Raw genomic sequence first — 18,638 nt, 5'->3', positions numbered from 1 at the left:
CCCACCCCGGGGCCGCCGTCAGCCCGCCCGTCCGCACCGCTCGGTGTCGATCTCGGCGAGCGTCGCCTCGTTGTAGCGCGGTCCGTGCACGGTCGTCGCGTCGAGTACCCGGCCGGCCGCCTCCAGGACGCCGGGAGGGACGTCCAGGCCGAGCACGGAGAGGTTCTCCCGCAGGTGGCCGGGGGACCGGGTGCCGGGCAGTGCCACGACGTGCGGGCCCCGCGACACGACCCACGCCAGCGCCAGCTGCGCGAGGCCGAGGCCCGCCTCCCGCGCCAGCCCCGCGAGCTCGGCCCTGCGGGCCAGGTTGGCGGGGTAGTGGCGGGCGTCGAAGCGGGGCATGCCCCGGCGGATGTCGGTGGCCGGCAGCGCGTCCGGGTCCGGAGGGGCGGAGGTGAGCACGCCCCGGGCCAGCGGACTGAACGCCACCAGGGCGACGCCGAGTTCGCGGGCGGCCGCCAGCGTGCCCTCCTCGGGGTTGCGGGTCCAGAGGCTGTACTCGTTCTGCAGTGCGGCGATCGGGTGCACGGCGTGCGCCCGCCGCAGGGTCGCGGCGGACACCTCGGAGAGGCCGAGCGCGCGCACCTTGCCGGCCGCGACCAGCTCGGCCATGGCGCCGACGCTCTCCTCGACCGGCACCTTCCGGTCGAGCCGGTGCAGGTAGTACAGGTCGATGACGTCGGTGCGCAGCCGGGCCAGCGCCTCGTCGGCGGTGCGCCGGATCGTCTCCGGGCGCCCGTCGACGACCCGTCGGCCGTCGACCCCGGTCATCCCGCACTTGCTCGCGAGCACGATCCGGTCCCGGTGGCCGGCGAGCACCCGGCCGACCAGTTCCTCGTTGGCGCCGAAGCCGTACAGCGCCGCCGTGTCGAAGTGCGTGACGCCCTCGTCGACCGCCGTCAGGAGGAGCCTCTCCGCCGCCTCCGCCGTCGGCGGGACGCCGTACGCGTGGCTCAGGTTCATGCAGCCCAGGCCGACCGCCGCCACCTCGAAGGGCCCGATGCGGCGCGGGGCGGGGCCCGCGCCGGCGGGCGTCGCCGCCGTCACGGGGCGGTGACCGCGTCGAGCTGCTCCTCCAGGGAGGCCAGCGTGCGGTAGCACGCGAGCACCTGCGCGACGGACGAGTCGGGCTCGCGGCCCTCGCGGATCGCGGCGACGAACTCGCGGTCCTGGAGCTCGATGCCGTCCGTCGACACGTCGACGCCGCTGACGTCGATCGGCTCGTCCTTGCCGGTGAACAGGTCGTCGTACCGGGCGATGTAGGTGCCGGTGTCGCCGATGTAGCGGAAGAACGTGCCCAGCGGGCCGTCGTTGTTGAAGGACAGCGACAGCGTGCAGATGGCGCCGTTCTCCGCCCGCAGCTGGATCGACATGTCCATCGCGATGCCCAGCTCGGGGTGGATCGGCCCCTGGATCGCGTTCGCCCGCACGATCGGCGAGCCGGTCTGGTACGCGAACAGGTCGACGGTGTGCGCGGCGTGGTGCCACAGCAGGTGGTCGGTCCAGGAGCGCGGCCGGCCGAGCGCGTTGAGGTTCTGCCGGCGGAAGAAGTACGTCTGCACGTCCATCTGCTGGATCGAGAACTCGCCGGCGTCGATCCGCCGCTTCACCCACTGGTGGCTGGGGTTGAAGCGGCGGGTGTGGCCCGCCATGGCGACGAGCCCGGTGCGCTCCTGCGCCGCGACGCACGCCTCGGCGCCGGCGAGCGAGTCGGCGAGCGGGATCTCGACCTGCACGTGCTTGCCCGCCTCCAGGCAGGCCAGGGTCTGCGCGGCGTGCAGCTGGGTGGGCGTGGCGAGGACGACGGCGTCGACGTCGTCCATCGCCAGGACCTCGTCCAGGGAGGCGGCGGCGCGTCCGACGCCCTGCTCGGCGGCGAACTTCTGCGCGCGTTCGAGGCTGCTGCTTACGACGGCGGCCACCTCGACGCCCTCGATCCGCTTCAGCGCGGCCGCGTGCTTGGCGCCGAAGGCGCCGCCGCCGGCCAGGGCGATCCGAAGGGTCCGGTCGTCAGTCATGTCACTCCTTCTCGGCGGGCTCTTCGGCCCGGGGGCGGTTTTCCAGGATCAGGTGCCCGACGGCGGTGTTGGACGCCGGGACATGGTAGAAGCGGTGCTTGACCCCGACCTCGCCGGAGCCGTCGACGTCGCTCAGCGCTCCGCGCGCGATCAGCCACATGACCAGCTCGATGCCCTCGGAGCCGGCCTCCTCCACGTACTCCAGGTGGGGGACCTGGGCCAGTCCGGCCGGGTCCTCGACCAGCCGGTCGAGGAAGGCGTTGTCCCACGCGCGGTTGATGAGGCCGGCGCGCGGGCCCTGGAGCTGGTGGCTCATGCCGCCGGTGCCCCACACCTGCACGTTCAGCGGTCTGTCGTAGGACTCGATCGCCTTGCGCAGGGCCTGGCCCAGCGCGAAGCAGCGGGCGCCGGAGGGCACCGGGTACTGCACCACGTTGACGTGGAACGGGATGACCTTGCACGGCCACTTCTCGACGTCGCCGAACATCAGCGACAGCGGGACGGTCAGCCCGTGGTCGACGGCCATCTCGTGGGCGAGGGTGAGGTCGAAGTCGTCCCGGATGAGGGAGTGCGCGATGTGCGCGGCGAGGTCGGGATCGCCCTCGACGTCCGGCACGGGGCGGGGCCCGTACCCCTCGTCGGCGACCGGGTAGGAGGCACCGGTGCCGAGCACGAAGGTCGGGACCAGCGACTGGTCGAAGGCGCTGGCGTGGTCGTTGTAGACCAGGACGACGACGTCGGGGACGTTCTCTCGTTCCCACGCCCTGGAGTACGCGTACCCCTCGAAGACCGGCCGCCAGTACGGCTCGTCGGTCTTGCCGTGGTCGAGCGCCGCGCCGATCGCCGGGACGTGCGAGGTGAAGACGGCGCCGGTGACCGTGGCGTGTTCGGCCGGCGGCGCCGGGGCGTGGGCGGCTTCGAGGACGGCGCGGTCGATGCGGTTGCCCTCGACGGAGCGGCCGCCGCCGGCCATCATGGCGCGGTACTCCTCCTCGGTCATGCCGGTCATCGAGCCGGCCATCTGCTGGAACGAGAAGCCCAGCGTGGCGCCCCACTTGGCGAGGAAGTAGATGTTGCCGCCCTCGCGCATCGCCGCGTTGAGGTCGCGGTCGAGCAGGGCCCGCTTCTGCTCCTCCCGCAGCGGCCACGCGTCGAGGTAGGCGCGTTCGTCGGCGAGGTAGGCCGCGCGGTTCTCCGCCGTCATCAGCGACATGCAGAACTGGTTGAGGTGGTACCCCTTCGCCGACTGCTCGGAGTCGAAGACGGTCGTCCCCGGAACCAGTTTGTAGGTCTTGTCCAGCGCCATGCCGGCACTCCAATCGGGGGAAGGGGTCAGTGGCCCTCGGGCCAGTACAGGCGCGTCGGGTTGTCGACGAGGAGCTTCTGCCGCAGCTCTGCCGTCGGCGCGACGTGCGGGACGAAGTCGACGAGCAGCCCGTCGTCGGGCATGTGGTCGGTGAGGTTGGGGTGGGGCCAGTCGGTGCCCCACAGCACCCGGTCGGGGAACTCCTCGACCACGCGGCGGGCGAAGGGCACGACGTCGCGGTACGCCGCCCGCTCCCCGTCCAGGGCCGGCGGGCCGCTCACCGTCAGCCGCTCCGGGCACGTCACCTTGCACCAGATGTCGCTCCTGGCCCGCAGGAAGTCCAGGAAGGCCTCGAAGTCGGGCCCCTCCGGGTCCTTCGCCGTGTCCGGCCGGCCCATGTGGTCGACGACCAGCGGCACGGGGATCGACAGGAGGAAGTCCCGCAGGCCGGGCAGGTCGGCCGCCTCGAAGTAGACGACGACGTGCCAGCCGTACGGCGCGATCCTCTCCACGATGTCCAGCAGGTCCTGCTGCGGCGCCGCGTCGGCGAGCCGCCGGACGAAGGTGAACCGCACCCCGCGCACGCCCGCCTCGTGCAGCTCCCGCACCTCGGCGTCGGTCACGTCGCGCCGCAGCGTCGCCACGCCCCTGGCCAGACCGCCGGAGGCCCGCAGCGCGTCGACCAGGGCCGTGTTGTCGGCGCCGTGACAGGTCGCCTGCACCACGACGTTCCGGCTGAAGCCGAGGTGGTCGCGGAGCGCGAAGAGCTGGTCCTTGGAGGCGTCGCAGGGCGTGTACTTGCGCTCGGGGGCGTACGGGAACTCCTCGCCCGGCCCGAAGACGTGACAGTGCGCGTCGACGGCGCCCGCGGGGAGCCGGAACTCGGGGCTGCTCGGACCGGCGTACCAGTCCAGCCAGCCGGGGGTCTTCTCGAAACCGGTCATCGTCAGTCCTCGTACCGCAGTCCGAGCTCGGCCAGCGGGCCGCGCATCCCGTACAGGTCCAGGCCGAGCCTCCCCGCGCGGAACTGCGCGCGCTTGCCCTCCTCGTTCGCCTCGCGGGCCGCCGACGCGGCGGCCACCTCGGCGGCCCGCTCGCGCGGCACCACGACGACGCCGTCGGCGTCCGCGACGACCGCGTCACCGGGGCGCACCAGCGCGTTGCCGCAGACCACGGGCACGTTGACCGAGCCGAGGGTGGCCTTGACCGTCCCCTTGGCGTTCACCGCGCGGGAGAACACGGGGAAGTCCATCCCCTCCAGGTCGGCGACGTCCCGGACGCCGCCGTCGATGACCAGGCCGGCGCAGCCCCGGGCCCGGAAGGAGGTGGCGAGCAGCTCGCCGAAGAAGCCGTCCTCGCTCTCGGTCGTGCAGGCCGCGACGACCACGTCTCCGTCCCGGATCTGCTCGGCGGCGACGTGCAGCATCCAGTTGTCGCCGGGCTGGAGCAGCACGGTCACGGCCGTGCCGCACATCCGCGCCTTCGGGTAGACCGGGCGCAGGTAGGGGCGCATCAGCCCGACCCGGCCCATGGCCTCGTGGATCGTGGCGACGCCGAACTTCGACAGCTCCGCGACGGCCTGCGGGTCGGCCCGGTCGATCCTCGTGCGGACGACGCCGATCTCGGTGTGTTCCATGGGTGCTTCTCCTGGAGGGCGGGGGTCAGCGGCCGGCCGCGGCGAGGCGGGCGGCGAGGCGGGGGTAGACGCGCAGGGCGTTGCCGGAGTAGACGGCGGCGCGCTCCTCGTCCGACAGGTGCGGGGTGGCGTCCACGTACCGCTTCGTGTCGTCGAAGTGGTGGCCGGTGCGCGGGTCGACGTCGCGGACCGCGCCGATCATCTCGCTGGCGAAGAGGACCGACCGGCTGGGGACCACTCCGGTCAACAGGTCGATGCCGGGCTGGTGGTAGACGCAGGTGTCGAAGAAGACGTTGTCGAGCAGCGCCTCCGGGTCCGGCCTGCCCAGCGCCATCGCCAGGCCGCGGAACCGGCCCCAGTGGTACGGGACCGCGCCGCCGCCGTGCGGGATCACGAACCGCAGCGTCGGGAAGTCGGCGAACAGGTCGCCCTGGACGAGCTGCATGAACGCCGTGGTGTCGGCGTTGAGGTAGTGCGCGCCGGTGGTGTGGAAGGCCGGGTTGCAGGAGGTGCTGACGTGGATCATCGCCGGGATGTCGTACGCCACCATCGCCTCGTACAGCGGGTACCAGCGGCGGTCGGTCAGCGGCGGCGCGGTCCAGTGGCCGCCCGACGGGTCGGGGTTGAGGTTGACCGTGACCGCGCCCAGCTCCTCCACCGCGCGGGTCAGCTCGGGCAGGCAGGTGGCGGGGTCGACGCCCGGCGACTGCGGCAGCATCGCGCCCACCGCGAACCGGCCGGGGTAGAGGGTGCTCACCCGGTGGACCAGGTCGTTGCAGATCCGCGCCCACGCCGAGGAGACGGCGAAGTCGCCGATGTGGTGGGCCATGAAGCTGGCCCGGGGCGAGAAGATCGTGAGGTCGCTGCCGCGCTCGTCCATCAGCCGCAGCTGGTTGCCCTCGATCGCGGCGCGCAGGTCGTCGTCGGAGACGACCAGGTCGGCCGGGTCGGGGGCGGGGCCGCGGCCCTCGGCCGCCGCGATCTGCCGGTCGCGCCACCGTGCCAGCTGCGGCGGGGCGGTGGTGAAGTGGCCGTGACAATCGATGATCATGGATTCGTCCTCGTGGGCGTCCGGGTCAGTGGGCGTGGTCGCGGGCGGGCCAGCCCGTGTACTGCTCGGCCAGGTAGGTGCGTCCGGCGCGCGTGCCGACCACGTTGTCGAGCTCCCCGAGCTGACGGCGCAGGTCGAAGGCGGAGGCGCCGGGCGCGGTGTGGAGCAGCCGGGTCATCCAGTACGAGAAGTTCTGCGCCCGCCAGATCCGCTGGAGGGCCCGCGGCTCGTACTCCTCCAGCGCGGCCTCGCCCGCCCCGCCGAGCGCCTTCGACAGCACGTCGGCGAGCACCTTCACGTCGTGCAGCGCCAGGTTGAGCCCGCGGGCGCCGGTCGGTGGCACCGTGTGCGCGGCGTCGCCGGCGAGCAGCAGCGAGCCCCAGCGCATCGGCTCCTGCACGAAGGAGCGGAACCGCAGCACCGTCTTCTCGGTGATCGGCCCCTCCTTCAGCCGGAAGCCGTCCTCGCCGGCCACCCGCGCCTGGAGCGTCTCCCAGATCCGGTCGTCGGACCAGGCCTCCGCGGACGCGTCGGGCGCGCACTGGAAGTACATCCGCTGCACCGACTCGGTGCGCTGGCTGATCAGGGCGAAGCCGTGCGGGGAGTGCGCGTAGACCAGCTCCGGCGCGCTCGTCGGCGCCTCGGCGAGGATCCCGAACCAGGCGAAGGGGTACTTCGTGCCGTACCGCACCCGGCGGTCCTCCGGCACCAGGTCGCGGCACATGCTGCGCGAGCCGTCCGCGCCGACGACGTACCGGGCGCGGATCTCGTGCCGGGTCCCGTCGGGCGCCGTGTAGCGCACCCGGGGCGCGTCGGTCGTGACGTCGAGGACCTCGGTGTCGCGGATCCCGAAGTGGACGGTGCCGCCGTCGCGTTCGCGGGCGTCCGCCAGGTCGACGAAGACGTCGGTCTGGGGGTAGAGCCAGGTGGACGCGCCGACGAGCTTCTTGAAGTCGATCCGGTACGGCCGCCCGGCCGAGCGGACCTCGATGCCCTCGTGCTCGTGCCCCTCCCGCAGGATCCGGTCGCAGACGCCGGTCTCGACCAGGTCCCGGGCGACGTCGGCCTCCAGGATGCCGGCCCGCTGGGTCGTCTCGATCTCGTGCCGCGTCCGGGTGTCGAGCGCGATCGTCCCGATCCCGGCGCGGCCGAGCAGGTGCGCCAGCATGAGGCCCGCGGGCCCCGCGCCGACCACCGCGACCGGGACCGAGGCGACGGAGTCGACGGGGGCGTCGGCCATGGCATCTCCCAAGTGGCTGTGAGCGGTCCGAACAGTTCGGAACGGCCCGAACGCTGCCAGCCTGCCCAGCCCCTGGTCTGCGGTGTTTCCGTCAGGCGGAAGCCGGTCGGGAACTCATGCCGTCGTCCGCGTGCGCCTGCCGAGTTCGTCGGAGATGCCGTACGCGGCCCGCAGCAGCGGCTCGCGCAGCGTGCGCGCCCGGCCCGCGCCCTTCGCCGTGAACACGATGCCCAGCGCCGCGCTCACCGGCCCCGTCCGCCCGATCCGCACCGGCGCGGCCACCGCCACCGTGCTCTCCGACAGCTGCCGGTCGCTGACGAAGACCTGCTCGCGCCGGATCCGGTCCAGCTGCGTCCGCAGCGTCTTCGGATCGGTGACGGTGTGCCGGGTCCACGCCCGCTGCGGAGCGTCGAGGACCTCCTCCTGGATGTCCTTCGGGGCGTGCGCCAGGAGCACCCGCCCCATCCCCGTCGACCCGACGGGGAAGCGCGTCCCGACGCCCGTCAGCAGCTCCACCGACCGGTGCCCGGCGATCCGCTCCACGAACACCAGCTCGGTGCCCTCCCGCACCGCCAGCTGCACGTTCTCGTGGGTCGCCTCGTACAGGTCCTGCATGAACGGCAGCGCCACGTCCCGCAGGATCTGCGTCCTGGGGCAGCCCGAGGCGATCTCCCAGAGCCGCAGCCCCACGTGCCAGGACCCGTCCTCGTCCCGCTCCAGCGCCCCCCACTCCGCCAGCTCCCGCACCACCCGGTGGGCGGTGCTCAGGGCCAGGCCGGTGCGCTGGGCGATCTCCGATAGTGTCTGTGCGGGGTGCTCGCGGTCGAAGGCCGCGAGGACCTCCAGCACCTTTCCCGCCGCCGTGCTCCGGGTCGTGCTCACGCCGCCAGTCTCGCAGACCGGCGCCGGGCCACCGGGCGGAGCGTCCCGCTTCCCGCTTCCCGCACCGCGGGCCGCTCCGGCCTTCGCACCGGCACCCCACCTCCCCACCTCCGCACCGACATCACGACCGAGGAGACGACGTGCACCGTGAACTCGTGGGACTGTCCTCCATGGCGACCCGGCCGGTCCTCGCCGACCTGTGCGAGCACCTCCGGCTCGCCCACGGGACGCCCGTCCGCTTCGAGTCGGCCGGCGGCGTGGAGGTCGCCCGCCGCGTGCGCGAGGGCGCCGGGGCCGATCTCCTCGTCCTCGCCGCCGGAGCGATCGCCGCGCTGGAGCGGGAGGGGCACCTCCTCCCCGGCACGGTCCGCCCCCTGTGGATCTCCCAGGTCGTCGCCGCCGTCCCGGACGGCGCGCCCGCGCCCGCCCTCGGCACCGTCGACGACCTGCGCGCCGCGCTGGGCTCGGCGGCGCGCATCGCCTACTCCACGGGCCCCAGCGGCACGGCGCTGGTCGAACTGCTCCACCGCCTCGGCCTCGCCGACGCCCTCGCCGACCGTCTCGTCCAGGCCCCGCCGGGCGTCCCTGCGGGCAGCCTCCTGTCGTCCGGCCGCGCGGACCTTGCCTTCCAGCAGCACAGCGAGCTGAGGGACCTCCCCGGCGTCACCGTCCTCGGCCCCCTGCCGGGCGACACGGCCCTCACCTCGCTCTTCAGCGCCGCGGTCCCGGCCACGGCCCAGGACCCGGACCGCGCCCGGGCCGCCCTCGGACTCCTCGCCACCGAGGAGGCGTCGAGGCTCGCGGCGGCCCGGGGGATGGAGCCGGTCCGGGACTGAACGCCGGGCCGCGCCCCGGCACTTCCGCCCGCCGGCCGCCTCAGCGACGGCCCCGGAGCACCCGCAGGTCCGACACCTCGAAGGACATCGCGTCGGTCTCCGGGTCGGGCGCCGGGTGGTAGCGGCCCGCGCAGACCGAGAGGTTGACGATGAGGAAGGCGTGCCAGGACCGCCCGACGCCCCGCCCGTCCGCGAAGACCTCGGTGCCGTTCACCCACCACACCACGGACCGCGCCCCGAACGAGGTCCGCAGGTCCACCCAGCCGCCGGGACGTACGTCGGGCGACCGGTGGTAGCGGTGGGTGCCCCGCACCCGGTTGGAGAGCTCCAGCAGGTCGGGGTTGTCCGGGTGGTACTCGAAGACGTCGACCTCCTGCCCGCCGTCGCGCCACGTCCAGATCGCCGGCCAGGCCCCCGTCTCCACCGGCAGCCGCACCCGGGCCTCCAGCACGTCGCCCGCCCGCACCTCGAACCCCTCGGCGCTCCCCTCCGTCGTGAGCAGCCCGCTGTCCCACAGCCCGTCCCGGCGCCGGGTCGCCCGGAAGACGCCGGAACGGCAGTACGCGGGATCGTCCACCAGGTGGTCGAGCTTGTTGTCGAGCGGGTTCACCGGGCCTCCGTCGGGATAGGCCCAGGAACGCCCGGCGACCCACTGCGCGGACGACCCGAAGTCGGCGGTGAACACGGCCTCGCCGGGCTGCGGCGGCTGCGGAAGGGACATGACGGCTCCTCACGGCGGGGGAGGACGGCGGACACCGGATGGCTCCCCGCTCTCGCGCGGGCCATGCGGAACCGCCGCTTCCTGTCCGGAACTCGTCACGGCCGCCGCGCCCCGCGGCGGCCGCTCACGCGGTGACCCGGTCCTTCCCCGCCCCGCCCTCCGTCTCGTCCTCCGTCTCGTCCTTCGGCTCGTCCTCCGTCTCGTCCTTCGGCTCGTCCTCCGTCTCGTCCTCCGGCTCGGTGACGGCCGTCAGCCGCCGCACGCCGGGGACGAGGAGGAGCACCAGCGTGGCGGCGGTGATGCCGGCGCAGCAGATCCACAGCACCCGGGACGGGCCCAGCCGGTCCGCGACGGTGCCGGCGAGGACGTGGCCGAGGGGGACGAGGGCGGTCTCGCCGAGCATGATCAGCGAGGTGACGCGCCCGATGAGGCGCTCGGGGACCTGCTGCTGCTTGGCCGTCTCGAAGAAGACGACGGCGAGTTCGAGGCTCAGCCCACTCAGGAGCATGGAGCCCAGGAGCAGGGGCAGGGGATGGTTTCCGGCCAGCACGGCCAGGGGGAGCGGCCAGACCAGCTGGACCAGGACGCACGCCAGCATGAGGCGGCGCGGGCTCCAGCGGAGGGCGACGAGCGAGCCGAGGACCATGCCCGCCGAGAAGGCGGAGACCGCCCAGCCCCAGGACGCCGCCCCGCCCTCCCGGGTGGACAGGGACAGGGGCCCCAGCAGCTGGTAGCCGGCCAGCCACAGGGGGACGGCGACCGTGCCCGAGAGCGCGTAGCCCCACATCCAGGGGCGGCTGGTGAAGGCCCGCCAGCCCTCCCGGCCGCCGCGCAGCAGCGGGGTCCGCCCGGCCCCGCGGGCGGGGGCGGCCACCCGCAGGCCGGTGAGGATCAGCGCGCAGGCCGCGAAGGAGGCCGCCGCGACGAGGAGGACCTGGCCGAATCCGTACACCGCGCCCAGCAGGGAGCCGAGGCCGGGGACCGCGATGCGGGCGAGGTTCAGGACGAGGCGCAGCGAGGCGTTGGCCTTCTGGAGGGCCGCGGCGGGGACGAGCTGGACCATGAGCCCCTGGAAGGCCGGCTGCACGCCGGCCGTGGCCGCGCCGGTGAGGGCGGCGGCGACCGCGAACATCCAGACGGCCGACCGCCCGGGGGCGGCGACCAGGACCGTGCCCATGACCGCCTGGACGACGGCGAGGGCGCCGTTCCCGGCCGCCGCGAGCCGTCTGCGCGACACCCGGTCGGCGAGCACGCCGCCCACCGGCAGCAGCACCGTCTGCGTCAGGACCGAGCAGGCCAGGACCAGTCCGGCGGCGAACCCGCCGGCCCCGGTCCCGAGCACCGCGAACGCCATGACGACGTTGACCAGGTTCGTGCCGGCGGTGGACACGCCGCGGCCGGCGACGTACCGGACGTACGGCCCGCGCCAGTCCGGGGACGGCGCGGCGGAGGGGCGACTCATGGGGAACGCTCCGGTTCGGAAGGGCCTTTCGGGGGCCCGCGCATCCTGCCACCGTCCCCTCGGCGCGGGACACCGGCAAATCCGGCCACCACCGGTCACCGCCGGCCGCGACCGGTCACCGTCGGCCGACCCCCGCCGGTGACGGCGGCCGGCGGTTCCGGCCGGGACTCAGTGCCGGACGAGGCAGAACGGGTGCCCGGCCGGATCGGCGAGCACCCGCCAACCGCGCTTCCCGTCACCGTCGTCGAGCACCGTGGCGCCCCGGGCGACGGCTTCCGCCTGGGCGAGGTCCAGGTCCTCCACCTCCAGGTCGAGGTGGAACTGCTGGGGGCGGGCGGGGTCCGGCCAGCGCGGCGGGCGGTGGTCCGCCACCCGCTGGAAGGCGAGCACGAGGCCGTCGTCGGTGTGGAGCGTCGACCAGTCGTCGTGCAGGGACCACCGGGGGTCGGGCCGGTCCACCGCGCCGCCGAGGAGCGACCGGTAGAACCGCGCGAGTTCCCTGACGTCCGGACAGTCCAGCACCACGCACTGCAGTTTGGCGATCACGTGGGGGAGCGTAGACCAGCGGCCCCCACGGGCACCACGGCCGTTGCGTCGCCCCGCCGTTGCGCCGCTCCGCCGTTCCTCCGGACCGGAAGGGCGCGCCCCGCGCGGAGGGCTCCGGGGGCTCAGCCGGCGGACGTCCCGCGAGGTGCCGGGAGGGAGTCGAGCCAGGCCAGGAGGCGGGCGCCTTCGCGGGTCATGACGGACGGGTCGCGGAGGGCGCCGGCCATGAGGGACATGCCCTGGTAGCCGCAGACGAGGGTGAGGGCCAGGTCGTCGGGGTCGGGCAGGGCCAGGGCGCGGAACTGGCGGGCCGCCCAGTCGAGCAGGCGGCGGATGACCGTGCCGGCCTCGGCGTCCAGGGTGCCGTCGGCGCGCTTGTCGAGTTCGACGGCGAGGGTGCCGGTGGGGCAGCCGTAGCGCGCGGCCGTGTCGCGCTGGGCGATCCAGCCCTCCACCAGCGCCTTCAGGCGGTCGCGCGGGTCGGCGAGCCGGTCCAGGGCGGCGGTGAGCTCGTCCAGGTGCGCGCTGTGCTCCGCGAGGGCGGCCAGGACCAGCTCGTCCTTCGTCTTGAAGTAGTAGTAGACGTTCCCGACGGGCACGTCCGCCTCGCGCGCGATGTCCGCGAGGGTGGTCCGTTCGACTCCCTGCTCGTGCAGGACCCGGGCCGCCGCCGCCGTCAGGCGCCGGCGCTTCTGGGACGCCTGCTGCCGTCGGTTCACTGAGTTGGTCACCCGACTGACTATAGACAGCCCGGGGCGGGGGCGTGCTACGGTCCCTCCAGTTAGTCAGTCAACTTACTAAGTAACTGGCCGACCACCTGACCGGCTTGCTTACTTGTTTCTTGGGGGTTCGGGATGATCACGGTGACGGGCGCGACGGGCAACGTCGGGCGGACGCTGGTGGAACTGCTGGCGGGGGCGGGGGCGGGGGAGGAGGTCAGGGCCGTGTCGCGGCAGGCCGCGCCGGGCGCCGGGGGGACGCCCGGCGTCCACTGGGTCCGGACCGACATCGGCACCGCCGCGGGGCTGCGGCCGGCCGTCGAAGGGGCCCGCGCCCTCTTCCTCCTGCTCGGCGGCGAACTCAACAGCCACGGCGAGGACCCGGCCGGCCTCGTCGGCGCCGCGCGGGACGCCGGGGTCGAACGGATCGTCCTCGTCTCCTCGCTGGCCGCCGCCACCCGGCCCGACGCGGCCTCGCACGACCGCCTGCGGGAGTTCGAGGCCGCCGTCCGCGCCTCCGGTGCCGACCACACCGTGCTGCGCCCCGGTGGCTTCGCCTCCAACGCCTTCGCCTGGGCCGAGACCGTCCGCACCCGGCGTACCGTCTTCGCGCCCTTCGGGGACGTGGCCCTGCCGGTCGTCGACCCGGCGGACATCGCCGCCGTCGCCGCCGCCGCGCTGCGGGAGGACGGGCACGCGGGCCGTACGTACGAACTCACCGGCCCCGAAGCGGTCACCCCGCGCCGGCAGACCGAGGCGATCGCGCGGGCCCTCGGCGAGGACGTGGCCTTCGTGGAGCTGTCCCGCACCGAGGCCCACGCCCGGATGGTGACGTTCATGCCGGAGGAGGTCGTGCGCGGCACCCTGGACGTGCTCGGCCTCCCGCTCCCCGAGGAGCAGAAGGCCGGTCCCGACGTGGAAGCCGTCCTCGGCCGCCCCGCGGCCCCCTTCGAGGCCTGGGTGGCACGCCACCTGCCGGCCTTCCGGTAGCCGCGGCCCGGCCCGGCCCGCCCGTCCGCCCGTCCGCGCCCGGCCCGCCCGGCGCGGACGGGGAACCGGGGCGGCGGGCGGAACGTCCTGTGGGGGACACGAGACGCGAGGGGCGGGGAGGGCGAGGGTGATGAGGAGAACGGCGATCGCCGCGGTCATGGGGTGTGCCGTGCTCGCGGTGGCGTCCTGCGCGGGAGCGGAGGACCCGGCGCCGAAGCCGGCGGCGGGGGAGACCGCGGCGAGCGCGTCGGCGCGCCCCGCGCCGTCCGCCACCCGCACGGCGAGCGTGGACGAGGCCGTCGCCGAGGCGCGCGACCGGATGTCGGCAGCCGCCGCAGGCCGCAACGCCCCCGGCCCCCACGGGCTGCTGGTGGCCGCCGGGTCGACGGGAGGAGCGCTCTTCGTCTGGGAGACCGCGGACAAGCGCTTCTGCCACGGCGCCGCGATGAACGTCGGCATGACGACCGTGATGTGCGCGCCGCGGCCGGACTCGCCCCCGGTGGGGGAGGAACCGCGGCTCGTCCCCCTGGTCCGCATGATGGCCACCGGCTGGAACGTGGTCTTCGGGGCGGAGCACGAGACGGTGGAGGCCGTCACCTGCGACGGGGTTCCGGTCCCCGTGAAGGAGGTCGGCGTCATGGCGGACGGCCGGCGGTCCGTCCACGCCGTCGAGTTCCCCGAACTGACCATGGGCACGGTGGACGTACGCGTGCGGCGGGGCTCCCGGGTCGTCACCGAACCCCTCGCCCTGGAGACGTTCGAGAAGAAGGGCCCCGGGAAGTTCGCGTCGTGCGGAGAACCCACGTCGTAGACGCGGTGCGGCGAATGGGTGCGGAGAGCGGGAGAGGGCGGGCGGGCCCGGGGAGCGGTGCGGTCCGGCGGCCGCGCCACCGGCCACCGCCCCCCCGGCCGGACACCGGCACCCCCCCCCGAGGACGGCACCCCCCGAGGACGGCTTCTCCCCGAGGACGCCTACGCCCCCGAGGACGCCTACGCCCTCGAAGAGGTCTCCTCGCGCGCCGTGCCGCAGGCGGCGGCCCGGCGGAAGTCCATGACCCAGTTCACCACCCAGTCCTCCGTGCCGGCGGGCGCGAACGCCTGCTCCCAGCGGGCCGTCCCGGAGGTGATCTCCGACCAGCGGAACCGCACCCGCACCGGACGGCCGGCGTAGTGGTCCTCGCCGTGGAACTCTCCCGTCCCGTCCGCCGCGAAGCGTCCGCGGACCGGTGGTTCGAGCCGGCCGGTGCGGGTGCTCGACCAGTTCAGCGTCCACTCGCCGGTCTCCGGCTCGTACAGCCGCAGCGTCAGACCGCTGAAGGACTTCGACGGGAAGACGATCTCGTCGACGTGGGCGCGCCCGCCCCACAGGAGGCGGCCGGTGGTGTGCCCTTCGAACTCCTCCCAGCCGCTCTCCGGGTCCAGGAAGTCGGCGAGGCGGCGGTTGCGTACCGTCCACGCGCCGTCGAGGAAGTCGAAGCCGCGCGCGGCCGGCCGGTCGTCGAGCCCGGCCGGCGCCGGAACGGTGGGGTACTTCTCCGTGGAGGTCATGGCTGGACTGTAGGAGGACTCCACTGACACCTTGTGTCGGTGAAGTCGAGCCGTCTGCTGTCGATCCTGCTCCTCCTGGAGACCCGCGGCCGGATGACCGCCGCCGACCTCGCCGGGGAACTGGAGGTCTCCGTCCGCACCGTCTACCGGGACGTCGAGGCGCTGCACGCCGCCGGAGTGCCGCTGTACGGCGACGCCGGGCACCGCGGCGGCTACCGGCTGCTCGCCGGCCACCGCTCCCGGCTCACCGGCCTCTACGCGCGCGAGGCCGAGGCGCTCGTCCTCGCCGGACTGCCCGTCGCCGCCGACGAGCTGGGACTCGGCGGCCACTTCGCCGACGCCCAGCTGAAACTGCGCGCCGCCCTGCCCGCCCCGCTCCGCGAGCACGTCGACCGGCTGCGCGCCCGCTTCCACATCGACGCCCCCGGCTGGTACGCGCAGGACGCGGAGACGCCCTTCCTGCCGCAGGTCGCCGAAGCCGTGCGCGCCGGGCGCGTGCTCGCCGTCCGCTACCGGCGCTGGAAGGAGCCGACCGACGTCGACCGGCGGCTCGCGCCCTACGGCCTGGTGCTCAAGGCGGGCCGCTGGTACCTCGTCGCCGGACCCGGCCCGCGGACGTACCGGGTCGACCAGATCCTCGCCCTGACCGTCACCGACGAGGACGCGGAGATCCCCGCCGGCTTCGACCTGGCCGCGCACTGGCGGGCGAGCCAACGGGACTTCCACGACCGGCTCCACCAGGACGAGGCCGTCGTCCGGATCTCCCCGCGCGGCGCCGCCCGCCTCACCGGCGCCGCTGCCCGGGCCCTCGCCGAGAACGGCGTCCGGGAGGCCGACGGCTGGACCCGCGCCACGCTTCCCGTCGAGGGCCCCGACCACGCCCACGCCACCCTCCTCGCCCTGGGCGCCGAGGTGGAGGTCCTCGCGCCGGACGGGCTCCGCGCCCGCGTCGCCGCCACCGTGCGCACCCTGGCGGCGCGCTACGGCTGACCCGGCCGCCCGCGCCCGTCCGGTATCCGCTTGCGGATTCCCGCCGTTCGGGCCAAGGTCGGCGGACATCCCGACCAGGCGGAGAACCATGCCGACGCACCCTCACCACCCCGACGCACCCGACGCACCTGAGGCACCCGAAGCCCTCGCCCCCCTCGACCCCCTCGACGACGAGCTGGTGCGGGCCGCGACGCGGGTCGCCCGCGCCCGCTGCCGCGGCGACAACCACACCATGGCCGCCGCGGGCCGCGCCCCGGACGGCCGGGTCGTCACCGCCGTGAACGCCTACCACTTCACCGGAGGACCCTGCGCCGAACTGGTCCTCATCGGCGCGGCGGCGGCCCAGGGCGTCTACGCACTCGACACGATCGTCGCCGTCGGCGACCGCGACCGGGGCGTCGTCCCGCCGTGCGGCCGGTGCCGCCAGGTCCTCCTCGACTACTTCCCCGGCGTCAAGGTCGTCGTCGGCACGGAGGGCCGCGTCCGCGCGGTGCCCGTCGCCGAACTGCTGCCGGCCGGTTACGTCTGGGCCGATCACCAGCTCGGAGCCGGGGAGGAGGACCAGGAGCCCCGCCCCTGACGCGGACCCCGGCGCGCCCCCCGAGGACTCACTCCGGGCGGCTGAAACGCCGGGCCGCCCACAGCAGGGCCAGTGCCCCGGAGGCCAGGAGCAGGCCCGCTTCGAGGGGGAGCGGCGGCTGCCGGCCGGCCCACTCGACGCCGCCGGCGGCGGCCTGCTCCGGCGCCCGCAGGGCGATGGCGCGGCGCAGCACGTCCACGCCGTACGCGAGGGGGTTCGCGGCGGCCAGGGGCTGGACCCAGCCGGGCAGGGACGCCAGGGGGAAGAAGCCGCCGGAGAGGAAGAGGAGCGGCATCATCACCAGGCCCAGCAGCGTGTGGAACGTCTCCGGCCGGCTCAGGCCCACGGCCAGCGCCAGGGAGAGCGCGGTGAGGGCGAAGGAGGCCAGGAGCATGCCCCCGAGGAGCAGGGCGAACAGGACCGGGTCGTACGGGAGGCCGACCGCGCCGGCCAGCGCGAGGAGGACCGCGCCCTGCACCGTGGCGACCAGCGTCCCGCCCGCGCAGCTGCCCAGCAGCAGGGTGGCGCGGCCGACCGGGGCCATCAGCAGCTCGCGGAGGTAGCCGCTCTGCCGGTCCGTGATCAGGCGGATGCCGACCATGATGGCCGGGGTCTGCACGGTCATCATCAGCATGCCGGGGAAGAGGTACGTCCGGTAGCCGACGCCCAGCGAGGCGGTGGGGACGAGCGCCGCCAGGCCGCCGCCCAGGATGAACAGGTACAGCACCGGGTGGAGCAGCATCAGCGCGGTGGGGGTCCGCTGGCGGGCGAGGCGGAGCAGATCGCGGTGGACCAGCCCGTGCAGGGCACGCAGTTCGTGCCGGAGGCGGGGCAGTGCCTCGGTTCCCCCACCGACATCGGCACCGGCACGGGCTTTGGCACCGGCACCGGCACCGGCGCCGGCACGGGCTTCGGCACGGGCTCCGGTAGCGGTTCCGGCCCCGGCGCCGTCGGGCTCCGGCCGGGCGAGCGTGCTCATCGGCCGCCTCCGTCCGGGGTCATGCTGCGGCCGGTGTGGTGGAAGAAGACGTCGTCGAGGGTGGGCGGGGTCGCGGACGCGGTGTGCACGGCGATGCCGCGGGCCCCCAGGGCCGCGCACAGGCGCGGGATCCAGGCGCTGCCGTCGGGCACCCGCAGCCACAGCCCCTCCGCGTCGACGGTGACGGTCCGGTCCGGGGGCGCGAGCGCGCCGACGACCCGCCGGGCGGCCTCGTCGTCGCTCGTGCGCAGCGCCACCCGGTCGTCCCCGATCGCGGCCTTCACCTCGTGCGGGGTGCCCTGCGCCACCAGCCTGCCCCGGTCGATGATGGCGAGCCGGTCGCAGTGCTCGGCCTCGTCCAGGTAGTGGGTGGTGACGAACAGGGTGCTGCCGTGCCGGTCCCGCAGGTCCCGCAGCTGCTCCCGGACGCGGGCGCGGGCGTGCGGATCGAGGCCGGTGGTCGGCTCGTCCAGGAACAGCACCCGCGGCGAGTGCAGGAGCTGACGGGCCAGTTCCAGGCGCCGCCGCATGCCGCCCGACAGGGTGCGGACGGGCGAGCGGCGCCGGTCGGCCAGGCCGGCGAGGTCGAGGACCTCGGCCGTGCGGCGGCGGACCTCGCCGCGGCGGAGCCCGTACAGGCGCGCGTGGACGCGGAGGTTCTGCTCGGCCGTCAGGTCCGGGTCGAGGGCGCTGTGCTGGAAGAGCAGGCCGACCCGGCGGCGCACCCGACCGGGCTCGGTGAGGACGTCGGCGCCCGCCACGGTCGCGCGACCGGACGTGGGCCGGGTGAGGGCGCAGAGCATCGCGATGGTGGTGGACTTCCCCGCGCCGTTGGGGCCGAGGAAGGCGAACGTCTCGCCCTGGCGCACGTCCAGGTCGAGACCGCGCACCGCGTGGGTGGTGGTGCCGTCCGGGCCCCGGTAGCTCTTGACCAGGCCCCGCGTGCTGACGGCGGGCGCGGGCGGGGGAGGGCCGGCGCCCGGGGGCGGGGCGGCGGCGCGGGGGGACTCGTGGTCACCGGTGTGCAGCGGCATGGGCCTGGTCCTCCTCGATGGGGCCTCCCCCGGCCGGGGGGGGGGGCCCGGGCGGGCCGGGCGGGGGGGGGGCGGGGGGGGCGCCGGGGCGCGGACCCCC

General features: G+C 74.9%; 20 protein-coding genes. 5 read left to right on the top strand and 15 right to left on the bottom strand.

Annotated features, from left to right (window positions below; genetic code table 11):
• Positions 1-18: 18 nt before the first annotated feature.
• From ACFW6A_RS36110 to ACFW6A_RS36075, 8 genes are all read right to left on the bottom strand, one after another.
• Entirely contained in the window at positions 19-1,047 is a 1,029-nt protein-coding gene (locus ACFW6A_RS36110) for an aldo/keto reductase (RefSeq protein WP_351845931.1), read from the bottom strand.
• Positions 1,044-2,018 (bottom strand): Gfo/Idh/MocA family oxidoreductase, encoded by a 975-nt coding sequence (locus ACFW6A_RS36105; protein WP_386645925.1) that lies wholly within the window; start codon positions 2,016-2,018, stop codon positions 1,044-1,046. The genes ACFW6A_RS36110 and ACFW6A_RS36105 overlap by 4 nt, the downstream gene beginning before the upstream one ends.
• A gap of 1 nt (position 2,019) precedes the next feature.
• Positions 2,020-3,324 carry a protocatechuate 4,5-dioxygenase subunit alpha gene (ligA, locus tag ACFW6A_RS36100; protein ID WP_351845935.1) on the bottom strand — a complete coding sequence of 435 codons (1,305 nt, stop codon included), beginning with the start codon at positions 3,322-3,324 and terminating at the stop codon, positions 2,020-2,022.
• A 26-nt stretch (positions 3,325-3,350) separates the two neighbouring features.
• Positions 3,351-4,268 carry an amidohydrolase family protein gene (locus ACFW6A_RS36095; RefSeq protein WP_386645922.1) on the bottom strand — a complete coding sequence of 306 codons (918 nt, stop codon included), beginning with the start codon at positions 4,266-4,268 and terminating at the stop codon, positions 3,351-3,353.
• Between the two features lie 2 nt (positions 4,269-4,270).
• On the bottom strand, positions 4,271-4,960 hold the full coding sequence (gene ligK, locus ACFW6A_RS36090; protein WP_386645919.1) for a 4-carboxy-4-hydroxy-2-oxoadipate aldolase/oxaloacetate decarboxylase: 690 nt from the start codon (positions 4,958-4,960) through the stop codon (positions 4,271-4,273).
• 25 nt (positions 4,961-4,985) lie between these two features.
• Positions 4,986-6,011 carry an amidohydrolase family protein gene (locus ACFW6A_RS36085; RefSeq protein WP_386645916.1) on the bottom strand — a complete coding sequence of 342 codons (1,026 nt, stop codon included), beginning with the start codon at positions 6,009-6,011 and terminating at the stop codon, positions 4,986-4,988.
• 25 nt (positions 6,012-6,036) lie between these two features.
• Positions 6,037-7,251, bottom strand: coding sequence for a 4-hydroxybenzoate 3-monooxygenase (locus ACFW6A_RS36080; RefSeq protein ID WP_386645913.1), 1,215 nt, complete (start codon positions 7,249-7,251; stop codon positions 6,037-6,039).
• 114 nt (positions 7,252-7,365) lie between these two features.
• Positions 7,366-8,133 carry an IclR family transcriptional regulator gene (locus tag ACFW6A_RS36075; RefSeq protein ID WP_351845946.1) on the bottom strand — a complete coding sequence of 256 codons (768 nt, stop codon included), beginning with the start codon at positions 8,131-8,133 and terminating at the stop codon, positions 7,366-7,368.
• A 140-nt stretch (positions 8,134-8,273) separates the two neighbouring features.
• Here ACFW6A_RS36075 and ACFW6A_RS36070 point away from each other — a divergent pair, with 140 nt between their 5' ends.
• Positions 8,274-8,969 (top strand): substrate-binding domain-containing protein, encoded by a 696-nt coding sequence (locus ACFW6A_RS36070; RefSeq protein WP_386645910.1) that lies wholly within the window; start codon positions 8,274-8,276, stop codon positions 8,967-8,969.
• 40 nt (positions 8,970-9,009) lie between these two features.
• On the opposite strand, the gene ACFW6A_RS36065 is transcribed toward ACFW6A_RS36070, so the two are convergent.
• From ACFW6A_RS36065 to ACFW6A_RS36050, 4 genes are all read right to left on the bottom strand, one after another.
• The gene (locus ACFW6A_RS36065) at positions 9,010-9,690 is read right to left on the bottom strand and encodes a beta-glucanase (protein ID WP_351845952.1); all 681 of its coding nucleotides are present in this window, start codon (positions 9,688-9,690) and stop codon (positions 9,010-9,012) included.
• Positions 9,691-9,814: 124 nt separating this feature from the next.
• Entirely contained in the window at positions 9,815-11,152 is a 1,338-nt protein-coding gene (locus ACFW6A_RS36060; protein WP_386645906.1) for an MFS transporter, read from the bottom strand.
• A gap of 168 nt (positions 11,153-11,320) precedes the next feature.
• Positions 11,321-11,698 (bottom strand): VOC family protein, encoded by a 378-nt coding sequence (locus tag ACFW6A_RS36055; RefSeq protein ID WP_351845957.1) that lies wholly within the window; start codon positions 11,696-11,698, stop codon positions 11,321-11,323.
• A gap of 122 nt (positions 11,699-11,820) precedes the next feature.
• Complete coding sequence (locus ACFW6A_RS36050) at positions 11,821-12,417, bottom strand: TetR/AcrR family transcriptional regulator (protein WP_386483846.1); 597 nt, start codon at positions 12,415-12,417, stop codon at positions 11,821-11,823.
• 135 nt (positions 12,418-12,552) lie between these two features.
• Here ACFW6A_RS36050 and ACFW6A_RS36045 point away from each other — a divergent pair, with 135 nt between their 5' ends.
• Both ACFW6A_RS36045 and ACFW6A_RS36040 read left to right on the top strand, forming a co-directional pair.
• Positions 12,553-13,407 (top strand): SDR family oxidoreductase, encoded by an 855-nt coding sequence (locus ACFW6A_RS36045; RefSeq protein ID WP_386645902.1) that lies wholly within the window; start codon positions 12,553-12,555, stop codon positions 13,405-13,407.
• 130 nt (positions 13,408-13,537) lie between these two features.
• Positions 13,538-14,218 carry a hypothetical protein gene (locus ACFW6A_RS36040; protein ID WP_386645900.1) on the top strand — a complete coding sequence of 227 codons (681 nt, stop codon included), beginning with the start codon at positions 13,538-13,540 and terminating at the stop codon, positions 14,216-14,218.
• Positions 14,219-14,397: 179 nt separating this feature from the next.
• On the opposite strand, the gene ACFW6A_RS36035 is transcribed toward ACFW6A_RS36040, so the two are convergent.
• On the bottom strand, positions 14,398-14,955 hold the full coding sequence (locus ACFW6A_RS36035; RefSeq protein ID WP_351845966.1) for a hypothetical protein: 558 nt from the start codon (positions 14,953-14,955) through the stop codon (positions 14,398-14,400).
• A 39-nt stretch (positions 14,956-14,994) separates the two neighbouring features.
• Between ACFW6A_RS36035 and ACFW6A_RS36030 the strand changes: the two genes are divergently transcribed.
• Positions 14,995-15,945: a helix-turn-helix transcriptional regulator gene (locus ACFW6A_RS36030; protein WP_386645895.1), complete on the top strand. Its 951-nt coding sequence runs from the start codon at positions 14,995-14,997 to the stop codon at positions 15,943-15,945.
• A gap of 88 nt (positions 15,946-16,033) precedes the next feature.
• Positions 16,034-16,525, top strand: coding sequence for a cytidine deaminase (locus ACFW6A_RS36025; protein ID WP_351845972.1), 492 nt, complete (start codon positions 16,034-16,036; stop codon positions 16,523-16,525).
• A 28-nt stretch (positions 16,526-16,553) separates the two neighbouring features.
• Here the strand turns inward: ACFW6A_RS36025 and ACFW6A_RS36020 are convergent, their stop codons facing one another.
• Complete coding sequence (locus ACFW6A_RS36020; protein ID WP_386645892.1) at positions 16,554-17,504, bottom strand: ABC transporter permease; 951 nt, start codon at positions 17,502-17,504, stop codon at positions 16,554-16,556.
• Entirely contained in the window at positions 17,501-18,538 is a 1,038-nt protein-coding gene (locus tag ACFW6A_RS36015; RefSeq protein WP_351845977.1) for an ATP-binding cassette domain-containing protein, read from the bottom strand. The genes ACFW6A_RS36020 and ACFW6A_RS36015 overlap by 4 nt, the downstream gene beginning before the upstream one ends.
• Between the last annotated feature and the right edge of the window lie 100 nt (positions 18,539-18,638).

Origin of the sequence: Streptomyces sp. NPDC058758, from assembly GCF_042746075.1 — a bacterium.
Classification (GTDB): domain Bacteria; phylum Actinomycetota; class Actinomycetes; order Streptomycetales; family Streptomycetaceae; genus Streptomyces.
The sequence above is the reverse complement of the archived record's forward strand: the minus strand, read 5'-3'. Positions and strand labels throughout refer to the sequence as shown.

Excerpts from the sequence above, each read along its gene's own strand:
- ACFW6A_RS36105 (WP_386645925.1), bottom strand. The coding sequence starts at position 2,018 with ATGACTGACGACCGGACCCTTCGGATCGCCCTGGCCGGCGGCGGCGCC.
- ligA (WP_351845935.1), bottom strand. The coding sequence starts at position 3,324 with ATGGCGCTGGACAAGACCTACAAACTGGTTCCGGGGACGACCGTCTTC.
- ACFW6A_RS36095 (WP_386645922.1), bottom strand. The coding sequence starts at position 4,268 with ATGACCGGTTTCGAGAAGACCCCCGGCTGGCTGGACTGGTACGCCGGT.
- ligK (WP_386645919.1), bottom strand. The coding sequence starts at position 4,960 with ATGGAACACACCGAGATCGGCGTCGTCCGCACGAGGATCGACCGGGCC.
- ACFW6A_RS36085 (WP_386645916.1), bottom strand. The coding sequence starts at position 6,011 with ATGATCATCGATTGTCACGGCCACTTCACCACCGCCCCGCCGCAGCTG.
- ACFW6A_RS36080 (WP_386645913.1), bottom strand. The coding sequence starts at position 7,251 with ATGGCCGACGCCCCCGTCGACTCCGTCGCCTCGGTCCCGGTCGCGGTG.
- ACFW6A_RS36065 (WP_351845952.1), bottom strand. The coding sequence starts at position 9,690 with ATGTCCCTTCCGCAGCCGCCGCAGCCCGGCGAGGCCGTGTTCACCGCC.
- ACFW6A_RS36060 (WP_386645906.1), bottom strand. The coding sequence starts at position 11,152 with ATGAGTCGCCCCTCCGCCGCGCCGTCCCCGGACTGGCGCGGGCCGTAC.
- ACFW6A_RS36045 (WP_386645902.1), top strand. The coding sequence starts at position 12,553 with ATGATCACGGTGACGGGCGCGACGGGCAACGTCGGGCGGACGCTGGTG.
- ACFW6A_RS36040 (WP_386645900.1), top strand. The coding sequence starts at position 13,538 with ATGAGGAGAACGGCGATCGCCGCGGTCATGGGGTGTGCCGTGCTCGCG.
- ACFW6A_RS36035 (WP_351845966.1), bottom strand. The coding sequence starts at position 14,955 with ATGACCTCCACGGAGAAGTACCCCACCGTTCCGGCGCCGGCCGGGCTC.
- ACFW6A_RS36025 (WP_351845972.1), top strand. The coding sequence starts at position 16,034 with ATGCCGACGCACCCTCACCACCCCGACGCACCCGACGCACCTGAGGCA.
- ACFW6A_RS36020 (WP_386645892.1), bottom strand. The coding sequence starts at position 17,504 with ATGAGCACGCTCGCCCGGCCGGAGCCCGACGGCGCCGGGGCCGGAACC.
- ACFW6A_RS36015 (WP_351845977.1), bottom strand. The coding sequence starts at position 18,538 with ATGCCGCTGCACACCGGTGACCACGAGTCCCCCCGCGCCGCCGCCCCG.